Below are 16,053 nucleotides of genomic sequence, written 5' to 3'. Positions count from 1 at the left end.
ATTTAATTCTACTTTTTAAACTAGGAAATGGTGAATTAAATTCGCCGCTAACTTTGACGTACGATTATCAACATCATAGTCTGGGTTAGTTTCTGCAATACTAATTGATGATACCTTATCGCTTAATATTACACGCTTACTTATTTCAAATACGGAATGAGGATATAATCCTAATACACTAGGTGAACTTACACCAGGCGCAAACGCACTATCAATAACATCCATACATATGGTAAACATAATCGTATCATGGTCATGAATAAATCTTTCTATTTTATCTTTAATGGTCGGTGACACTTGATGTAAAAGTTCGTCCGCATACACATAAATAATATTATTATCTTTTGCATAATCATATAACGCACGTGTATTACCACCTTGAGCCAAGCCTAAAACTAGATAATCGACATTTTCATCATTATCTAAAATTTCTCGGAACATAGTGCCGGATGTAGGTGGCTCATCAGGACGTGTGTCAAAATGAGCATCAATATTGATAATTCCAATTGAAGCATCTGAATAGACTTCTCTAGTAGCCAAATATTGTGCATATGTAATATCATGACCACCTCCAATTAAAAAAGCCTGTTTATGTTGCTTAATAACTTTAGCAGACAATTGTGCCATCTCTTGTTGCGTTTCTCTAAGATGATTACTTGTATGTTCAACATTACCGTAATCAATCAACATTTCGCACTCACTTAAATCTGGAAGTTTCGCGAATTCATGTTTTATGATATCTGGTCCCTTTCTTGATCCGATTCTACCTTTATTATTTTCAACACCTTTATCAACGGCATATCCTAAGAGACCAACACCTGTCTTATCACTTACGTTTTCCATATTTTCCAAATTAGCGAACTTTACTGTTTGAAAATGTCTAAACTGTTTAGGATCTGTTTCACTATCCAAACGACCAGTCCATAGTTTTGGATTACCCTGTGTATACATTATATTGCCCCCTATTTATTTACTCTATAGCATTATCTTACATCATAACGAGATTTATCATTACCATTTGTTTATATTTATGATTACCCTTTTCAAATTAATTTAAGACATTAAAAATTGTTTTCAATCATATAAAAATAATTCAAGACTATTACATTTTAATGATATTTAAAATGGACAATTTATTTATGGCCTTGTAATATGTATAATATTAAAGAAAAAGTTTTTACGGTTACCCTAATGGAGGTTACATAAATGAAGACGAATCGTATATCAGGATTTCAATGGGCGTTAACTATCTTCGTATTCTTCGTTGTCACGATGGCGCTATCATTAATCCTACGAGATTTTCAAGCATCAGTAGGTATTAAACGTTTTGTATTTGATATTACTGATCTTGCACCGTTTATCGCAGCAATTGTTTGTATTATTGCATTTAAAGATAAACGTACTCAATTAGCTGGATTAAAATTTTCAGTTGATATTAGAGTCATTGAACGTATATTACTAGCATTGATTTTACCGCTAGTTATTTTCATGATTGGCATGTTTAGTTTTAACACATTTGCCGATAGTTTTATTTTATTACAAGCAACTGATTTATCTGTATCAGTTCCTACAATTATTATTGGTCATATTTTAATGGCATTTTTTGCGGAGTTTGGATTCCGTTCTTATTTACAAAATATTGTAGAAAATAAAGTTAATACATTTTTCGCTTCAATCATTGTCGGTTTAATTTATTCTATATGGGCTGCTAATACGACATATGGAATGGAATATGCGGGATACCATTTCCTTTATACTTTCATGTTCTCAATTATTATTGGTGAACTCATACGTGCAACTAAAGGACGTACGATATATATCGCTCTCGTATTCCATGCAACAATGTCATTTGCACAAGTATTTTTATTTAGTGAAGAAACTGGCGACCTATTCTCAATGAAAGTTATCGCATTAAGTACGACGTTAGTGGGCATTGTCTTTATCATTTTAAGTTTAATTATTAGATTTATTGTTTATAAAACAACTAATCGTTCACTTGATGATGTTGAACCTAATAATTATTTAGACCATATGAATGATGACGATACATCTACTTCAAATAAAACAAAGTCTGAAGATCATGAACTTAACGATAAAAAAGACAGCTTCACTGAGAGTCAACTTAATGAAGATCATGTTGAACATAAATCACAGTCTGAGAATCAAACTGATTCTTCAAATGAAAAACTTAAAGACAACACATCTTATAAAGAAGATAGACGTTCATCTGTAGTTGATGATGCTAAGGATGAAATAGATCAAATGAGTGATACATCTAGTCATAAAACTGAGAAGTAAAGCTTATATTACGCCTTCTTTTGAAGGCTAAGTGCACATACAAATAGCCAGAAAATGAATTTTTCTAAGTTCATTTTCTGGCTTATTTTTATTTATTTAAGTTAGATTTTTTTATGAATTTAACGCCATTTTGTGTACCTACTATAACTTGATCAGTTATATTTAAAAAATATCCAGTTTCTATGACACCTGTTAGATGAATTAAATACTCATGAAATTGATATGGGGCAATCTGTTTATTTAACTGACAATCTAAAATGTAATTGCCATTATCCGTTATAAATGGAACATCATCACTCATTCGACGTTCGGTAATAACATCATCATAAGCTTCAATTTTTTTAGCGATATGGAACCAATTGAACTTATCTACCTCTACTGGCAGTTTGAAACTTTCACCTAAGTAATTTACGAGCTTGCTTTCATCTACTAAAACTACAAAACGATGAGCCATTTCATCTATTACTTTTTCGCGAAATAGCGCTCCACCACCGCCTTTAATTAAATTGAGATTAGCATCCACTTCATCAGCACCATCAATTGCTAAATCAACATGACCAACATCATTGATATCAACAACATTAATATCTAGTTTTTTTGCAATAAATGCACTTTTATTAGAAGTACACACGCCAGTAATATTTAATTGTTCTTTGTGAATTCTTTCAGCGAGCTTTGGAATAAGCAATTCAATGGTACTACCCGTTCCAATTCCTAGCACCATATCATCTTCAATTTGAGCTACAGCATCATCTACTGTCATGATTTTAAGTTCTTTAGAATCTTTCATTTAACTGTGACCCCTTTTCAAATATACTCACTCATTATTTTACATGACGATCATACAAATACCTAGTTCAATATTGGAAATTATTTTATCATTTGTCTTATGTTTTAATTATTAATATAATATAATTTTTCTTAACACCTTAACTAAGGGGGCATAAATATGATTTCAGTATGTGCAATTTCAGTAGGACAAATTAAACAATTAGATTACGGTCAAAAGAGAGAAATGTTGTCTGCTTTGAATAAATCTCCTATTTCTGAAACAATGTGGTTATCAAGAACTGGATTTGTTGAAGATGAACAGGCATATAAAGACCATGGTGGTCCACATAAAGCAGTATGCTGTTTTAGCAAATCTCATTATCAAATGTATAGAAATGATTTAAATACGCTTCCTGATTACGCAATGTTTGGTGAAAATTTAACTTTGGAAAATTTAGATGAATCAGACGTGTTCTTTGGAAATCAATATCGTTTAGGTGAAGCAATTTTAGAGGTATCTGAAATAAGAGAACCTTGTTGGAAAATTCAAACAAAGTACGGTATAAAAGACTTAGTTAAAAGAATGTCTACTAGTGGAAAAACAGGTTTCTATTTTCGAGTGTTACAAGAAGGATATGTAGCTCAAGATGATGATTTAGAATTAATTCAGTTGGCAGATGAAGCAACTCGACTTTCTGTACAAGAGCTTAATGATATTTACTATAATGATCGTAAAAATTTATCTCGACTGAAGTATGCGCTACAAAATCCATATTTATCTGAAATGCGTTTAGCTAAATTACAAAAGTTATATGATAATGCAATGAAATAAATTCTATTTAGCATAGGATAAAGCGGGTAAATCATAATGACGATGTACCCGCTTTGATGCTTTTTTAATTTTATTTTTCTGATATATGATAAGTTGTTTTAGAATAAAAATGCTCGTTAGGTTTTAAAATAGAGTTTGCTTTATTACCATACAAATTAATATCATTAGGTAAAAATTGTGTTTCTAGAGATATACCTGAGTGTGCTTTATAAATATTAAAATCACTATCCCAATCTTTCGTATCATTAAATGTATAAATGACAACGTTCGGCATAGATGATGTAACATCTAATTGAAACTCATCATTTTCAATGAAGAATTGTTGATTTCCAACATCAAAAGGGTGATCTAATCCATTTCTAGAACCAATTTGCTCTTTAAGTAGTTCATTATCAGAATTAAAAATATCACTAAAAGATATACTATTTGTTTTAAAGATAGCTAACAAATCAATTGAATTAGTATTCTCAATAAGGTTGTTTCGATCAATTGGATACATATTTAATTGCTCACTCTTAATTTTATGATTATATATAACATTATTGTCTCTATTCAAATTAAAATAAACATGATTAGTTGGATTAAATAATGTATCTTGATTTGTCTGTGCTTCATATTCTACTGTCCAACGGTGTTCGACGTCATAAGTATGTATCACTTTAATAGTCATATCCCCTGGATACCCATCTTCCATTGACTTTAGTTGAACTGTAAAAGTAACCTTAATATTCGTGATATTATCTTGAATGTCGTAATTAAAAAGTCTTTTATCTAAACCATTACTACCACCATGAAGGTGATGTACATTATTATTAGCTTCTAATTGATATTCCTCATCGTTCAAATGAAATTTGGCATTTCCAATACGTCCAGCATAACGACCGATAGTAGCACCAAAATGATACGGATTTGATGGATAAAACTCATCCGCTTCAACTCTATTTCCTAATACAACGTTGTTATCATGGTACTTCCATGATACGATGCGTGCACCGAAATTTGTGAACACAATATTGGTTTCATCGTTGTCAATTTTAATTAAGTCAATACCATGTCTTTGCTTTTCTACTTCAACTATCATTACTTACGTCTCCCTCTTAAACACGCTTAATCAGGTTCTGCTCGGTAATATCATAACGCATACACCAATAATACAGATGCATGCTCCAATTAAATCGTACTTATCAGGTGCTTGTTTATCGACAATATATGCCCAAATTAAACTCATTACAATAAACACGCCACCATAAGCAGCATAAACACGACCGAAAGTTGGAAACGACTGGAACGTTGCAATGACACCATACATCATTAATATAACGCCACCTATAAATCCCAACCAACTTGATTGTCCTTCCCTTAACCACAACCAAATTAGATAGCCACCACCAATTTCACAGAGACCTGCTAATAAAAAGATAAAGATTGAATAGAGCATTGAAATGACCTCCAACTTGTAATAAAGTTATCCTCATTGTATCAATGCAATGATACCTTTATCTATTTAAATTTTAAGCACTGACTTTTTCACATACATATTGTTACACTTTTTTTATTAATATTCCATAGATTTTATATAAATTAAAAAATGAAAACGCTATCTATTAAAATTTTTAATAGACAGCGTTTGCGTAACACTTTTATTCATGAAGTGTGCTGCGAATTTGTTTGTTTTTAAGTTTGAGAATCAATAATTCAACGACAATGAATATGGTTGTAATAAAAGCAACCAATGGCATTTGTTGCATGATTAATTCGATGAATATATCAATGATACACATAATAGTTAATCCGATTGTTATCCAAATAAAATTAGTCGCATGTACTTTTAATATGACTAATTTCTGTTGTTCATCTGCATATCTATAATTTGGGATTAAATTTATTACACCTTTAGGTGACGCACCACAATTCTCTATGGTAGGTGTATCCATTTCTGTATATTTAATTCGCTTATCATCAAACATACATAATGCAACAACTACACCTACTCCTAAAATAAGCCAACTCGGTTCAAACACCCATTCATAGTTACTTGTATGATTAATGTTCGGTGTTACTATGTTAGCGATGAGAACCAAATAAACTATCCACAGAATAAGATAAACAATTCTTTTTAATTTAGAATGACGATTTAGTTTTGATTTATCGCTAAAGTCATGTACATAAATATGAATATCATCAACTGTTTCTGAATGAATTGTTAATTTACAAACAATAACAATTAAAAGTAATAAACTACCGATAAAAAATGGTGAAAGAAATTGCCGTTGCAAGTCGTTAAACATTGCAAAAGCAATGATAGCACATAAGAAATTTAAACTTAAAATGCCAAGTTTAGCTTGCAATGTAATTTTTTCTACTTGCAAAGCTTCATCATTTTTAGTCATTCTCTACCTCCCAGAATAAATCATTCAAAGTAACACCTAGCGTCTTAGCTATATTAATACATAATTTTAATGACGGATTATACTTATCATTCTCTATCATGTTAATGGTTTGACGTGATACTCCAACTGATCGTGCAAGTTCTAATTGCGAAATCTTCTTTGCACCACGATAAACTTTGACTTTATTCATATCTCCACACTTCTTTCAACATCCCATATTATTCATCATAACGATATAATGCCAATATCGTCAAATATATATGACACTTATATTTAAGTCTTTAAATTCTTGGTTAATTTCAATTATAATTGCAATCATAGTATATTTTAATTGTGTTATACCAGTCTAAGCTTCAGCTTTAATTATCAGTTATTAAATTTTCAAGAGGAAGAAGGTGTTCATGTGGATTTTGTATCAAGACCAACGACTGAAACCGCTAAAGCGTTATTAGGTGTCAAAGTCATGTATGAAGACGAATTTCAAACGTATAGTGGCTATATTGTTGAAACAGAAGCTTATTTAGGTTTTACAGATCGAGCAGCTCATGGATTTGGAGGTAAGCAAACGCCTAAAGTGACTTCACTTTATAAAAGAGGCGGCACCATTTACGGACATGTGATGCACACACATCTATTAGTGAATTTCGTAACTCAAAACGAAGGTGTCCCTGAAGGAGTACTGATTCGAGCTATTGAACCTTTAGATGGCATAGAAATGATGAAACATAATCGTAATAAGTCAGGATATGAATTAACAAATGGACCCGGAAAATGGACAAAAGCGTTTAATATACCTAGAGCAATTGATGGTGCCACATTAAATGATTGTCGCTTATCCATTGATACTAAACACCGTAAATACCCTAGGGATATTGTTGAAAGTGCTAGAATTGGAATACCGAATAAAGGCGACTGGACTAATAAACCGCTACGATACACAGTTAAAGGTAATCCATTTGTTTCACATATACGTAAATCAGACTGCCTAAACCCAGATGAAACTTGGAAATAAAGAAAAAAGACATTCTAGAAATTTTAATCCTTAGAATGGGCCTTTATGACTATTTCTAAATTGTTTAATATCAACAAATCTATTTTCATAGATATTACAAATTAATATTCCAATTAGTTTTTTATCTTTTTATAAACTTATTAAAATTTCGTATTATATAAAAACCATAATACCTATCCTAGAAATCTATATTTCTTATATGTATAATGTTATACATGGGGATTTATAGCGCTTACAAGAAGTGCTATTTAAAATTTTTTAACTCGTTTATAAAGGGGGCTATATAAATGGAAATAGATGCGATCACAACACTATGTCTTGCCTGTCTTTTATTTTTACTAGGTGAATTCATCGTCAATCACGTTTCATTTTTACAAAGAATTTGTATACCACCTCCCGTTATAGGAGGATTACTATTTGCAATTCTAGTTGCAGTCTTAGATACCTTAAATATTATTCAAATTAAATTAGATGCTAGCTTTATTCAAGATTTCTTCATGATGGTATTCTTCACTACTATTGGATTAGGTGCATCTTTTAAATTATTTAAAATTGGTGGGAAAGTTTTAATACTTTACTTTGTATGCTGTGCATTTCTGGCAATATGTCAAAATTTCATTGGGATCTCATTAGCTAAAGTATTACATATTAAACCATTGTTAGGTTTAACAGCTGGTTCAATGTCAATGGAAGGTGGACATGGGAATGCAGCGGCTTATGGTAAAACGCTTGAAGAAAGTTTTAATATTGATTCAGCTATTACTGCTGCACTTGCAGCAGCAACTTTAGGCTTAGTATTTGGTGGATTAATTGGTGGACCATTAGTAAAGGCACTCATTAAACGCTATAACCTAAAACCTGAAAACAGCGATGATTCGTTTAAAGATTATAGTAAAGTAGAATCTAATGAAGTGCTGCATCGTAAATATCAACCTACACAAGTATTTTTTCTACAATTAACAATTATTGCACTGTGCATGTCATTAGGTACATGGATAGGTGATCAATTTTCTAATTTAACTGGTCAAAGTTTACCTATGTATGTAGGCTCAATGTTTGTAGCAGTTGCAATTCGAAATGTATCGGAATATGCGAACATACAACTCATCGATTTAAAACTGATTGATCAAATTGGTGATGTAGCTCTAGGCTTATTCTTATCACTAGCACTGATGAGTATTCAACTTACTCAAGTATATTCACTTGCATTACCTCTTATCGCTATCGTTTTAGTTCAAGTCTTATTTATATCACTATTTGCATTCTTTATACTATTTAGAGTGCTTGGTAAAGACTATGATGCTGCTGTTATGGCTGGTGGATTTATAGGTCATGGTTTAGGGGCTACACCAAATGCGATGGCAAATTTAGATGTAATTACTAAAAAATATGGTAGTTCACCAAAATCATATCTTGTCGTTCCTATAGTTGGAGCTTTCTTAATTGACTTAGCAGGTGTACCTATCGTTATGGGCTTTATTAATATTTTTGGAAACTAAAGTTTTATATTATGCATTATAAAAAAGCAAGTTGGGAGTCCAAACTCTCAACTTGCTTTCTTTGTATAATTTATTAATGCGAATTATGGTTGAATGACCTATTCAATATTACCCTCTATGAATGTCTAAACCGCGTTGTTCAATCCATGACATTAACTTATGATCGAAAACGAACTTACTTTGTTTTAATTCACTAATATCTCTTGCATTTAACATTGTCATAATTGATTTCGTATGTTCAATAAATGACTCAACATACTCAATCGTTGTCGTGATGCCCCCATTTTCAACTTGATTTAAGAATGGTCGAGACATACCTACAGCTTTAGCCCCTAATGCTAGACTCTTAACAACATCTAGAGGCGTACGTACACCACCACTAGCAAAGACATTAAGTGAATCTTGATAAGCTGAACTTTCAAGCAATGACTCTACAGTTGACTGTCCCCAATTTGCAAGATAGTCCATATCTTTATTTGAACGACGCTCATTTTCAATTGTGACAAAGTTTGTTCCACCTTTACCACTTACATCAACGTATGTAACACCAACATCAATTAAATCTTTATATAGTTCTTTGCTCATGCCGAAGCCAACTTCTTTAATAATAACTGGAACATCAACACGTTGAACAATAGCTGCTACATTATCTAACCAAGTCGAGAATTCACGATTTCCTTCAGGCATCACAAGTTCTTGTGGTGCATTCACATGAATTTGTAAAGCCTGTGCATCTAATAAACTAACCGCTTCTACGGCTTTATCTACAGGAACATCGGCACCAACATTACTAAAAATTATACCTTCTGGATTGGTTTGACGTGCAATACTGAATGATTCCGCCATTTTAGGATTTCTCAAAGCGGCATGTGTAGAGCCTACAGCCATTGCTAATCCAGTTTCTCTAGCGACAACTGCAAGTTTCTCATTAATTTGTTTTGTCCATTCACTGCCGCCTGTCATCGCATTGATATAAATAGGGTATGTCATATCAAAATCTGTTATTTGACTTGTTAAGTCTACTTCATCTACATTTATGCTAGGGATTGAATGATGCACGAATCTCACTCGATCAAAGTCTGATTGAGGTGCATCACTTTGAGCCATTGCTATTTCAACATGTTCATTTTTCCTCTGTTCTCTTTGAAAGTCACTCATCTTTGTACCTACCTTTGCTTAAATTAATAAAGTTTCATAATATATTAGAACCATTTTTTTCTTTTGAAAAAGATAATCAATGCAATAGCTATAATTAACATGACGATCATACAAATTGGATAGCTATATTGCCATTTAAGTTCTGGCATATATTCGAAATTCATGCCATAGACACCTGCAATAAATGTCAAAGGTGAGAAAATGACTGAAACCAATGTTAATACTTGCATGATACTATTCATTCGAAATGATGAATAAGATTCGAAGTTCTCTCTTATTTCATTAGCCATCTCCTGTGATGTTCTTATGATATTATTTTGCTTTATAAGATGGTCATCGATATGTTGAATATACATCGAATGCTTACTATCTACAATCAATTTACCTTCAGTTTTAATTGTATTAACTAATTCTTGCATAGGGAATAATACCCTTTTAATTTTGATTAAATCAGATTTAATTTGAAAAACATTATCCATTATTTTTTTACTTTGAGTATCATCTACATGTGCATCTTCAAAGTTATATGTTTTATCCTCAATTGTATATACGAATTCAAAATATTTATCAACCATCATATCTAAAATATGTATCACTATATCTGCACAATCCAAGTCTGAATCATGATGTTGTGCATTCATTTTAGCCACTTCATTTAACGATTCAAAATGTTTGTGGTGATATGTAACAAGTACTTTCTCACTTAAAAATACATTTAAAGAAATTGGAGAAAAATCATCTTTGTACATACTGTGAAATACTAAATATTGATATGATTCATAGGATTTATATTTTACACGTGGCACACCTGTAATGGCGTCTTCTAACTCTAAATAGTTAAATTCAAATTGACTTATTAAATAATCATTCTCTGCTTGTGTTGCATTTTCAAAATCAAACCATACAATTGTTGCTGTTTCAGGAATCTCCTTCACACTATCAACTTGAGTGAGCGATTGATTTTTAGTTTGATATCGAATTGTCATAGTCATTGTTACCTTTACCTCCTACATAACCATACGTCTTTCATTCTACCATGAATTAAATCATGTGTATGTGTTATTTTTATTTAGTAAAATAGAACTATCAATATATGAGCGAGGTCTTTAGTAATGAGTAATCCTGTAATTATTAATAAAGTGGTAGAAACAAATCAAATTGATTATAACAACCACATGCATGACTCAGAATATAATAAAGTGTTTAGTGAAGCTGTAAATGAATTTAACTACACGCATGGACTTTCTTTAAAGGAACGTGAGGTACTTCAATACACAATGTTCACTTTAGAAGAACATACGACGTACCTAGCAGAGTTATCACTCAATTCAGCTTACCGAATCGAAGTTTATATTTATGATTATGATTATAAACGTGTACATTTCTTTTTAATGCTTTATACAGATGAAGATGAACTAGCTGCAACTAACGAAGTTATCATGATGGGAATTGACAGTAACAAACATAAGTCTGCTCCTTTTCCAAGTGATTATCATCAAAACATTGCTAATTATTATAGTCAACAAGGTACTATTGAATGGCCTAAACAATTAGGTCATCAAATAGGAATACCTAAAAAGGAGAACTAAAAATGGTATCACAATTCCGCAATCAACTTTTAGAATTATTATATGATTTAAATGATGAGCTTAAAGTAGACTTAATAGAACTCAATATTACTAAACAATTATTTATGAATGGTCCCAGTCAGGAATTGCTTAAAAGAGCATTTAATATTAGTTATTATCAAGGACAGAAACAAGCTATTGAAGCATTACAAAATATCGTTGCATCAGAGGAAAATGAGGAAATTTTGAAACATTTATTAAATGACTATGCAAGTCAATTTGCGAACTTATCATCTAATTTAGTGAATTTGTTAAATCAACAAGATGTATCTCAAATAGATTTGGCACAAGGCATAGACAATTATTATCATAACTTAGGTCAACAAACGGTTATAACTAAAGTTCAAAATTTAATTTAAATTTTGAACAATGAAGTTATTCATATTTCATGATTTGAAGTGACAGAAGACGAGAACTCATCTTCAACAAAAAGAACTGAGAAGGAACAATTAAATGCCCTTCTCAGTTCAATTACCTACGTCATATCTGCTAAGTAGACTTAGAGTACTTTTTTATATCAAACTATGTTTTGTTTGATGTTAATTAAGCATCAATCGTCTTAGTAATTTGTTTAATTACTTTGTGTGACTCACGTATAGGGAATAAAGGGAAATCGTGGAACATTTTCGGATACTCAAAGAATTGAACTGGTTGTCCCTTATCCTCCAAATTATATACAAAACGCTTCATATCTGGATGATAAATTTCTCTGCCACCACCGAATAAAACGATAGGTGGTAAATCGTGTAGTTGTCCATAAATTGGTGATATTAATGGATTAGCTAGTGCTTCTCCTTGCGTCCATATATTGAATATACGTTGTAAACCATCCCTATTGACGAAACGGTCTTTATTGCTTAAATCCTTAGTTATTTCAGGATTAGTCAATGTTGCATCCAACATTGGTGAAAGTAGATAAACTTTATTAGGTAATGGTTGATTATTAGCCACAAGTTGTTGAACGTAACTTAGTGCTAATGCGCCCCCAGTACCATCCCCCATAATAACGATATGCTTGGCATCCACTTCTTCTAATAAAGATTGATATATCCCATCGATTGCTTTAAATGTGTCTTGAAAGTGGTGTTCTGGTGCTTTAGGATAAATTGGCAACACAACTTCATAAAGCGTACTAAGTGCAAGTTTATCCATAAACCTCCAATGAAATGGTGAGGGTTGCAACGTATTATAACCACCATGAATATAGAGAATTTTCTTTTTTGTTTCATGACGAAAATTAAATCTAAATACTTGCATATCATCGTGTGACAACTTATCTAAATTAGATTTAACATTTAAACTTGAAGGTTGCTTATGCTTCGCTTGATTAATATCTTTTCTTTTATCCATGAACTTATCGAAATCTGAATCATTATCAAACATTATTGAACGATTGTGCAGTAAGTATCGATTGATGATTCGATTAACCATATGTGATCTCATAAAATTCTACCTACCTTAATTAATAATAAATTACTTAAACGTCATTACATTTAGCACAAAAAGCGATATAATGAAAACTATGTTCAAAAAAATCATGATTAAATATTTAATATAATATTGTTAATTGCATATTAAATTCAGTATAAATTAGTCAATCTTAGAAAACAAATGAATTATAGAAAAGGAGTTAGAAAAGTGTCAGAAAGAAAAACAACACAATATGATAATAAATCTCCTATTGATAATCACAACTATCTTCGTTCTAATCGTAACAACCGAAAAAGAAGATCTTGGGTGAGTTTAATTATCCAAATCATAATTTTCATATTAGTAGCTATTACGGGTTATAGTATGTACAAACAACCTATCTTTAATTTAGCATTTGCTAATCAACCCATTAGTTACGGTCAGATTAAAGATTTTCAGTATACGGTTACACAAATAGGTACACTTAATATTAATTTAAGCCAATTAGCTAATCTTGAAGATGTGGCCAATCGTCTCGTATTTGTTTTTAATATATTTTTCATTTTAACAATTGTAAGTTTAGTTATCACTATTTTGACTATTATCTTCAATCGAACTTTATTAAAGATTTTAAATTTTATTGTGATTTCAATATTATTGATCATGTCACTGTATTTCGGATATGCAATACAAGTAATTGGTCAACGAATTGCTGATAAACTACAAAGTTTCTCGTTAAATGTTTCTGCTAATCAAATTATTAGTGAAGCGGATGCTATTCATAATGCGCTTATTTTATTAGTATGTAGTCTAGCTTTATTAATTGTTAGTTTCTTTTTCAGAAATCGAAAAATGAACCATCCTAAAATCAAGTAATATATTTTTTGCCATTGTAGACGTAATCATTTAGTCACAATGGCTTTTTTCTAATAAAAAAAGTATCGATCACACTTAAAGAAGTGTACCGATACTTTAAAAATAATGTCCCCCAACATCATTTTATTTAAATTTATTACTTTCTGCATTCATCATTCTTTCATGTTCTGCATCAGCGCCTTTTTTACCTTTTAAGAATAAACTTAAAATAAATGCTAAGACTGCTAATCCAGTCGCAATCCAGAATGCATCGTTAATGCCTTCGATATATGCAAGCTGATTTACGTATTTTAAGATAGCTTGTACTGCTTCAGATTGACCACCATATTGTGCCGCCATTTGACGGACGTGGTCTTGGATCACAGGATTTGTTTTATCTAATTCATCTGTAAACGCACCAACATGATTTGTTGTTTGCGTCGTCATAACAGTAACAAGAATCGCAGTACCAATTGAACCAGCTAATTGTCTCATCGTGTTTAGGAATGCATTACCATGAGAAATAAGTCTTGGTGGCAGTGCGTTAATGGCCGCTGTCATAAGTGGCATCATTACAAATGCCATACCGAATGATCGAATCACATAAATACTCATTATATGAAGATATGATGTATCCATATTTAATTTAGTAAGTTCCCATGTTCCGTAAGCCATTACAGCTATACCAAACAATGCTAAAGGTTTTAAACCAATTGTATCAAGTAGCTTACCAGTAATTGGTCCTAATATACCCATAACTAATGAACCAGGAAGTAATAACAGTCCTGAATCAAGTGCTGAGAAGCCACGTAAATTTTGTAAGTAGATTGGTAATAAAATCATACCACCGAATAAACTCATCATAACAACCATGTTAATGATAGTTGTTAGTGTAAATGTTGATGATTTCAACACTTCAAGATTTAACATTGGCGCTCTCATTTTTAATTCACGAATGACGAATGCAGCAATGAATATCGCACCAATTATGAACATCGTTACGATTTCAGCTGAACCCCAACCTTTATTACCGGCTTCACTGAATCCGTATAATAGTGCACCAAATCCAATCGTACTGTAGACGATACCTTGATAGTCGGCTCTTGGATTTGTTGTTCTTTGATATAATCTGAACCAGAAATAACCGAATATCATTGCAGCAATTCCTAGGAAGAACATACCATAGAACATAACGTTCCAATGATAATTTTGAACGATGTAACCTGATAAAGTTGGTCCAATAGCTGGCGCCAATATCATTGCTATACCCATTGTTCCCATTGCAACGCCACGTTTTTCTGGTGGGAAGATTGTAACGATTACGTTAGAACCTAATGGCATTAACACACCAGCACCAATGGCTTGTAGTACACGTCCACCCATCATCATAGGGAAGTTATTAGAAAGTGCACAGACTAGTGAACCAATAGTGAATAATAAAAGTGCAATAATAAACAACTTACGATAAGAGTATTTATTAAATAAGAATGCACTTATTGGAATTAAAATACCATTTACTAACATGAATCCTGTCATCAACCATTGTCCAGTTGACGCAGAAATATTGAATTCTGTATTAATCTTAGGCAATGCAACGTTTAATAACGTTTGGTTTAAGATGGCTATAAACATACCAAACAACATTGCTGCTAAAATTTTATTTCTTGTAATCCCTTTTCCAAAAACAAAATCTTCTTTTTGTTTCTTAATACGTTCGTTTACACGTCCTTCTTGAGAATCAGGATTAATCGGTTCATAAATTGAATCCTTAGGTAGATGTTGATTGTTTACATCATCATCTTTTTTGTCATCCTCAGTAGCATCATCAGCATAATGTAAGGAATGTGATGCTTGCTTTTGCTCAGGATGTATTTGCTCTGATGCATGATCTTGCTGATCTTGTTCATTCTCGAAATGATTTTTTCGTTTATCATTTTCAATGTGTCTATCTTCAGAGTTCGTGTGACGCTGTTTATCATCGTCTCTTTGAGAATCTTGCGTGCGATTCGACGCTTTATCTCGGTCTAAGTCACTGATTTTAAATTTAGATGGATTACTTTGACTTTTAGATTCTTCATTTATGTGTTGTCCCTTAGCTTGGTTCTTACGTTTCTTACGTGATTTCAACACAAGAACGTTAACTAAACCAACTAAAATGACCGCTAAAACAATATATCCAACAATGAAGGTCGTTGTCATT

The 16,053-nt window shown here is 31.8% G+C and carries 17 protein-coding genes; 7 read left to right on the top strand and 10 right to left on the bottom strand.

All coding sequences use genetic code 11. The features are described 5' to 3' along the window. Positions 1–15: 15 nt before the first annotated feature. Positions 16–951 carry a formimidoylglutamase gene (gene hutG, locus BB045_RS06140; RefSeq protein WP_075140595.1) on the bottom strand — a complete coding sequence of 312 codons (936 nt, stop codon included), beginning with the start codon at positions 949–951 and terminating at the stop codon, positions 16–18. Positions 952–1,206: 255 nt separating this feature from the next. Here hutG and sdpC point away from each other — a divergent pair, with 255 nt between their 5' ends. Next, positions 1,207–2,298 (top strand): peptidoglycan release complex CPBP-like subunit SdpC, encoded by a 1,092-nt coding sequence (gene sdpC, locus BB045_RS06135; protein WP_070442484.1) that lies wholly within the window; start codon positions 1,207–1,209, stop codon positions 2,296–2,298. Between the two features lie 88 nt (positions 2,299–2,386). Here sdpC and BB045_RS06130 read toward each other — a convergent pair whose 3' ends face one another. Next, positions 2,387–3,088, bottom strand: coding sequence for a ribose 5-phosphate isomerase A (locus tag BB045_RS06130; RefSeq protein ID WP_075140594.1), 702 nt, complete (start codon positions 3,086–3,088; stop codon positions 2,387–2,389). A 159-nt stretch (positions 3,089–3,247) separates the two neighbouring features. Between BB045_RS06130 and BB045_RS06125 the strand changes: the two genes are divergently transcribed. Continuing rightward, a complete protein-coding gene (locus BB045_RS06125) occupies positions 3,248–3,901 on the top strand; it encodes an MOSC domain-containing protein (RefSeq protein WP_053021404.1) in 654 nt (217 codons plus the stop codon). Between the two features lie 70 nt (positions 3,902–3,971). Here BB045_RS06125 and BB045_RS06120 read toward each other — a convergent pair whose 3' ends face one another. The 4 genes from BB045_RS06120 to BB045_RS06105 all read right to left on the bottom strand — a co-directional run bounded on the left by BB045_RS06120 (position 3,972) and on the right by BB045_RS06105 (position 6,481). After that, on the bottom strand, positions 3,972–4,982 hold the full coding sequence (locus BB045_RS06120; RefSeq protein WP_070442487.1) for an aldose epimerase family protein: 1,011 nt from the start codon (positions 4,980–4,982) through the stop codon (positions 3,972–3,974). 30 nt (positions 4,983–5,012) lie between these two features. Next, the gene (locus BB045_RS06115) at positions 5,013–5,339 is read right to left on the bottom strand and encodes a YnfA family protein (RefSeq protein WP_011275042.1); all 327 of its coding nucleotides are present in this window, start codon (positions 5,337–5,339) and stop codon (positions 5,013–5,015) included. 202 nt (positions 5,340–5,541) lie between these two features. Beyond that, entirely contained in the window at positions 5,542–6,291 is a 750-nt protein-coding gene (locus tag BB045_RS06110; RefSeq protein WP_053021406.1) for a hypothetical protein, read from the bottom strand. Further along, positions 6,284–6,481 (bottom strand): helix-turn-helix transcriptional regulator, encoded by a 198-nt coding sequence (locus BB045_RS06105; RefSeq protein ID WP_037535858.1) that lies wholly within the window; start codon positions 6,479–6,481, stop codon positions 6,284–6,286. The genes BB045_RS06110 and BB045_RS06105 overlap by 8 nt, the downstream gene beginning before the upstream one ends. 213 nt (positions 6,482–6,694) lie before the next feature. Here BB045_RS06105 and BB045_RS06100 point away from each other — a divergent pair, with 213 nt between their 5' ends. Together BB045_RS06100 and gltS are read left to right on the top strand one after the other, a co-directional pair. After that, positions 6,695–7,303: a DNA-3-methyladenine glycosylase gene (locus BB045_RS06100; RefSeq protein WP_053021407.1), complete on the top strand. Its 609-nt coding sequence runs from the start codon at positions 6,695–6,697 to the stop codon at positions 7,301–7,303. A 287-nt stretch (positions 7,304–7,590) separates the two neighbouring features. Beyond that, a complete protein-coding gene (gltS, locus tag BB045_RS06095) occupies positions 7,591–8,802 on the top strand; it encodes a sodium/glutamate symporter (RefSeq protein ID WP_075140593.1) in 1,212 nt (403 codons plus the stop codon). Between the two features lie 108 nt (positions 8,803–8,910). Here gltS and fni read toward each other — a convergent pair whose 3' ends face one another. Together fni and corA are read right to left on the bottom strand one after the other, a co-directional pair. Next, positions 8,911–9,960, bottom strand: a complete 1,050-nt coding sequence (gene fni / locus BB045_RS06090) for a type 2 isopentenyl-diphosphate Delta-isomerase (protein ID WP_037549931.1) — start codon at positions 9,958–9,960, stop codon at positions 8,911–8,913. Positions 9,961–10,004: 44 nt separating this feature from the next. Continuing rightward, on the bottom strand, positions 10,005–10,952 hold the full coding sequence (gene corA / locus BB045_RS06085) for a magnesium/cobalt transporter CorA (RefSeq protein ID WP_070581997.1): 948 nt from the start codon (positions 10,950–10,952) through the stop codon (positions 10,005–10,007). A gap of 120 nt (positions 10,953–11,072) precedes the next feature. On the opposite strand from corA, the gene BB045_RS06080 reads away from it, so the two are divergent. Next, positions 11,073–11,549 (top strand): thioesterase family protein, encoded by a 477-nt coding sequence (locus tag BB045_RS06080; protein ID WP_053025214.1) that lies wholly within the window; start codon positions 11,073–11,075, stop codon positions 11,547–11,549. A gap of 2 nt (positions 11,550–11,551) precedes the next feature. Beyond that, positions 11,552–11,947 carry a hypothetical protein gene (locus BB045_RS06075; RefSeq protein WP_053025213.1) on the top strand — a complete coding sequence of 132 codons (396 nt, stop codon included), beginning with the start codon at positions 11,552–11,554 and terminating at the stop codon, positions 11,945–11,947. 184 nt (positions 11,948–12,131) lie between these two features. Here the strand turns inward: BB045_RS06075 and BB045_RS06070 are convergent, their stop codons facing one another. Further along, entirely contained in the window at positions 12,132–13,031 is a 900-nt protein-coding gene (locus BB045_RS06070) for an alpha/beta hydrolase fold domain-containing protein (protein ID WP_075140592.1), read from the bottom strand. A 195-nt stretch (positions 13,032–13,226) separates the two neighbouring features. Between BB045_RS06070 and BB045_RS06065 the strand changes: the two genes are divergently transcribed. Next, on the top strand, positions 13,227–13,874 hold the full coding sequence (locus BB045_RS06065; protein WP_070485072.1) for a hypothetical protein: 648 nt from the start codon (positions 13,227–13,229) through the stop codon (positions 13,872–13,874). 123 nt (positions 13,875–13,997) lie between these two features. On the opposite strand, the gene BB045_RS06060 is transcribed toward BB045_RS06065, so the two are convergent. Further along, positions 13,998–16,052: a DHA2 family efflux MFS transporter permease subunit gene (locus BB045_RS06060; protein ID WP_070678689.1), complete on the bottom strand. Its 2,055-nt coding sequence runs from the start codon at positions 16,050–16,052 to the stop codon at positions 13,998–14,000. Between the last annotated feature and the right edge of the window lies 1 nt (position 16,053).

The organism is Staphylococcus sp. MB377 (assembly GCF_001922505.1).
GTDB classification, from domain to species: domain Bacteria; phylum Bacillota; class Bacilli; order Staphylococcales; family Staphylococcaceae; genus Staphylococcus; species Staphylococcus haemolyticus.
The sequence above is the reverse complement of the archived record's forward strand: the minus strand, read 5'-3'. Positions and strand labels throughout refer to the sequence as shown.

Coding starts and splice junctions, on each gene's coding strand:
- hutG (WP_075140595.1), bottom strand. CDS start 951: ATGTATACACAGGGTAATCCAAAACTATGGACTGGTCGTTTGGATAGT.
- sdpC (WP_070442484.1), top strand. CDS start 1,207: ATGAAGACGAATCGTATATCAGGATTTCAATGGGCGTTAACTATCTTC.
- BB045_RS06130 (WP_075140594.1), bottom strand. CDS start 3,088: ATGAAAGATTCTAAAGAACTTAAAATCATGACAGTAGATGATGCTGTA.
- BB045_RS06125 (WP_053021404.1), top strand. CDS start 3,248: ATGATTTCAGTATGTGCAATTTCAGTAGGACAAATTAAACAATTAGAT.
- BB045_RS06120 (WP_070442487.1), bottom strand. CDS start 4,982: ATGATAGTTGAAGTAGAAAAGCAAAGACATGGTATTGACTTAATTAAA.
- BB045_RS06115 (WP_011275042.1), bottom strand. CDS start 5,339: ATGCTCTATTCAATCTTTATCTTTTTATTAGCAGGTCTCTGTGAAATT.
- BB045_RS06110 (WP_053021406.1), bottom strand. CDS start 6,291: ATGACTAAAAATGATGAAGCTTTGCAAGTAGAAAAAATTACATTGCAA.
- BB045_RS06105 (WP_037535858.1), bottom strand. CDS start 6,481: ATGAATAAAGTCAAAGTTTATCGTGGTGCAAAGAAGATTTCGCAATTA.
- gltS (WP_075140593.1), top strand. CDS start 7,591: ATGGAAATAGATGCGATCACAACACTATGTCTTGCCTGTCTTTTATTT.
- fni (WP_037549931.1), bottom strand. CDS start 9,960: ATGAGTGACTTTCAAAGAGAACAGAGGAAAAATGAACATGTTGAAATA.
- corA (WP_070581997.1), bottom strand. CDS start 10,952: ATGACTATGACAATTCGATATCAAACTAAAAATCAATCGCTCACTCAA.
- BB045_RS06080 (WP_053025214.1), top strand. CDS start 11,073: ATGAGTAATCCTGTAATTATTAATAAAGTGGTAGAAACAAATCAAATT.
- BB045_RS06075 (WP_053025213.1), top strand. CDS start 11,552: ATGGTATCACAATTCCGCAATCAACTTTTAGAATTATTATATGATTTA.
- BB045_RS06070 (WP_075140592.1), bottom strand. CDS start 13,031: ATGAGATCACATATGGTTAATCGAATCATCAATCGATACTTACTGCAC.
- BB045_RS06060 (WP_070678689.1), bottom strand. CDS start 16,052: ATGACAACGACCTTCATTGTTGGATATATTGTTTTAGCGGTCATTTTA.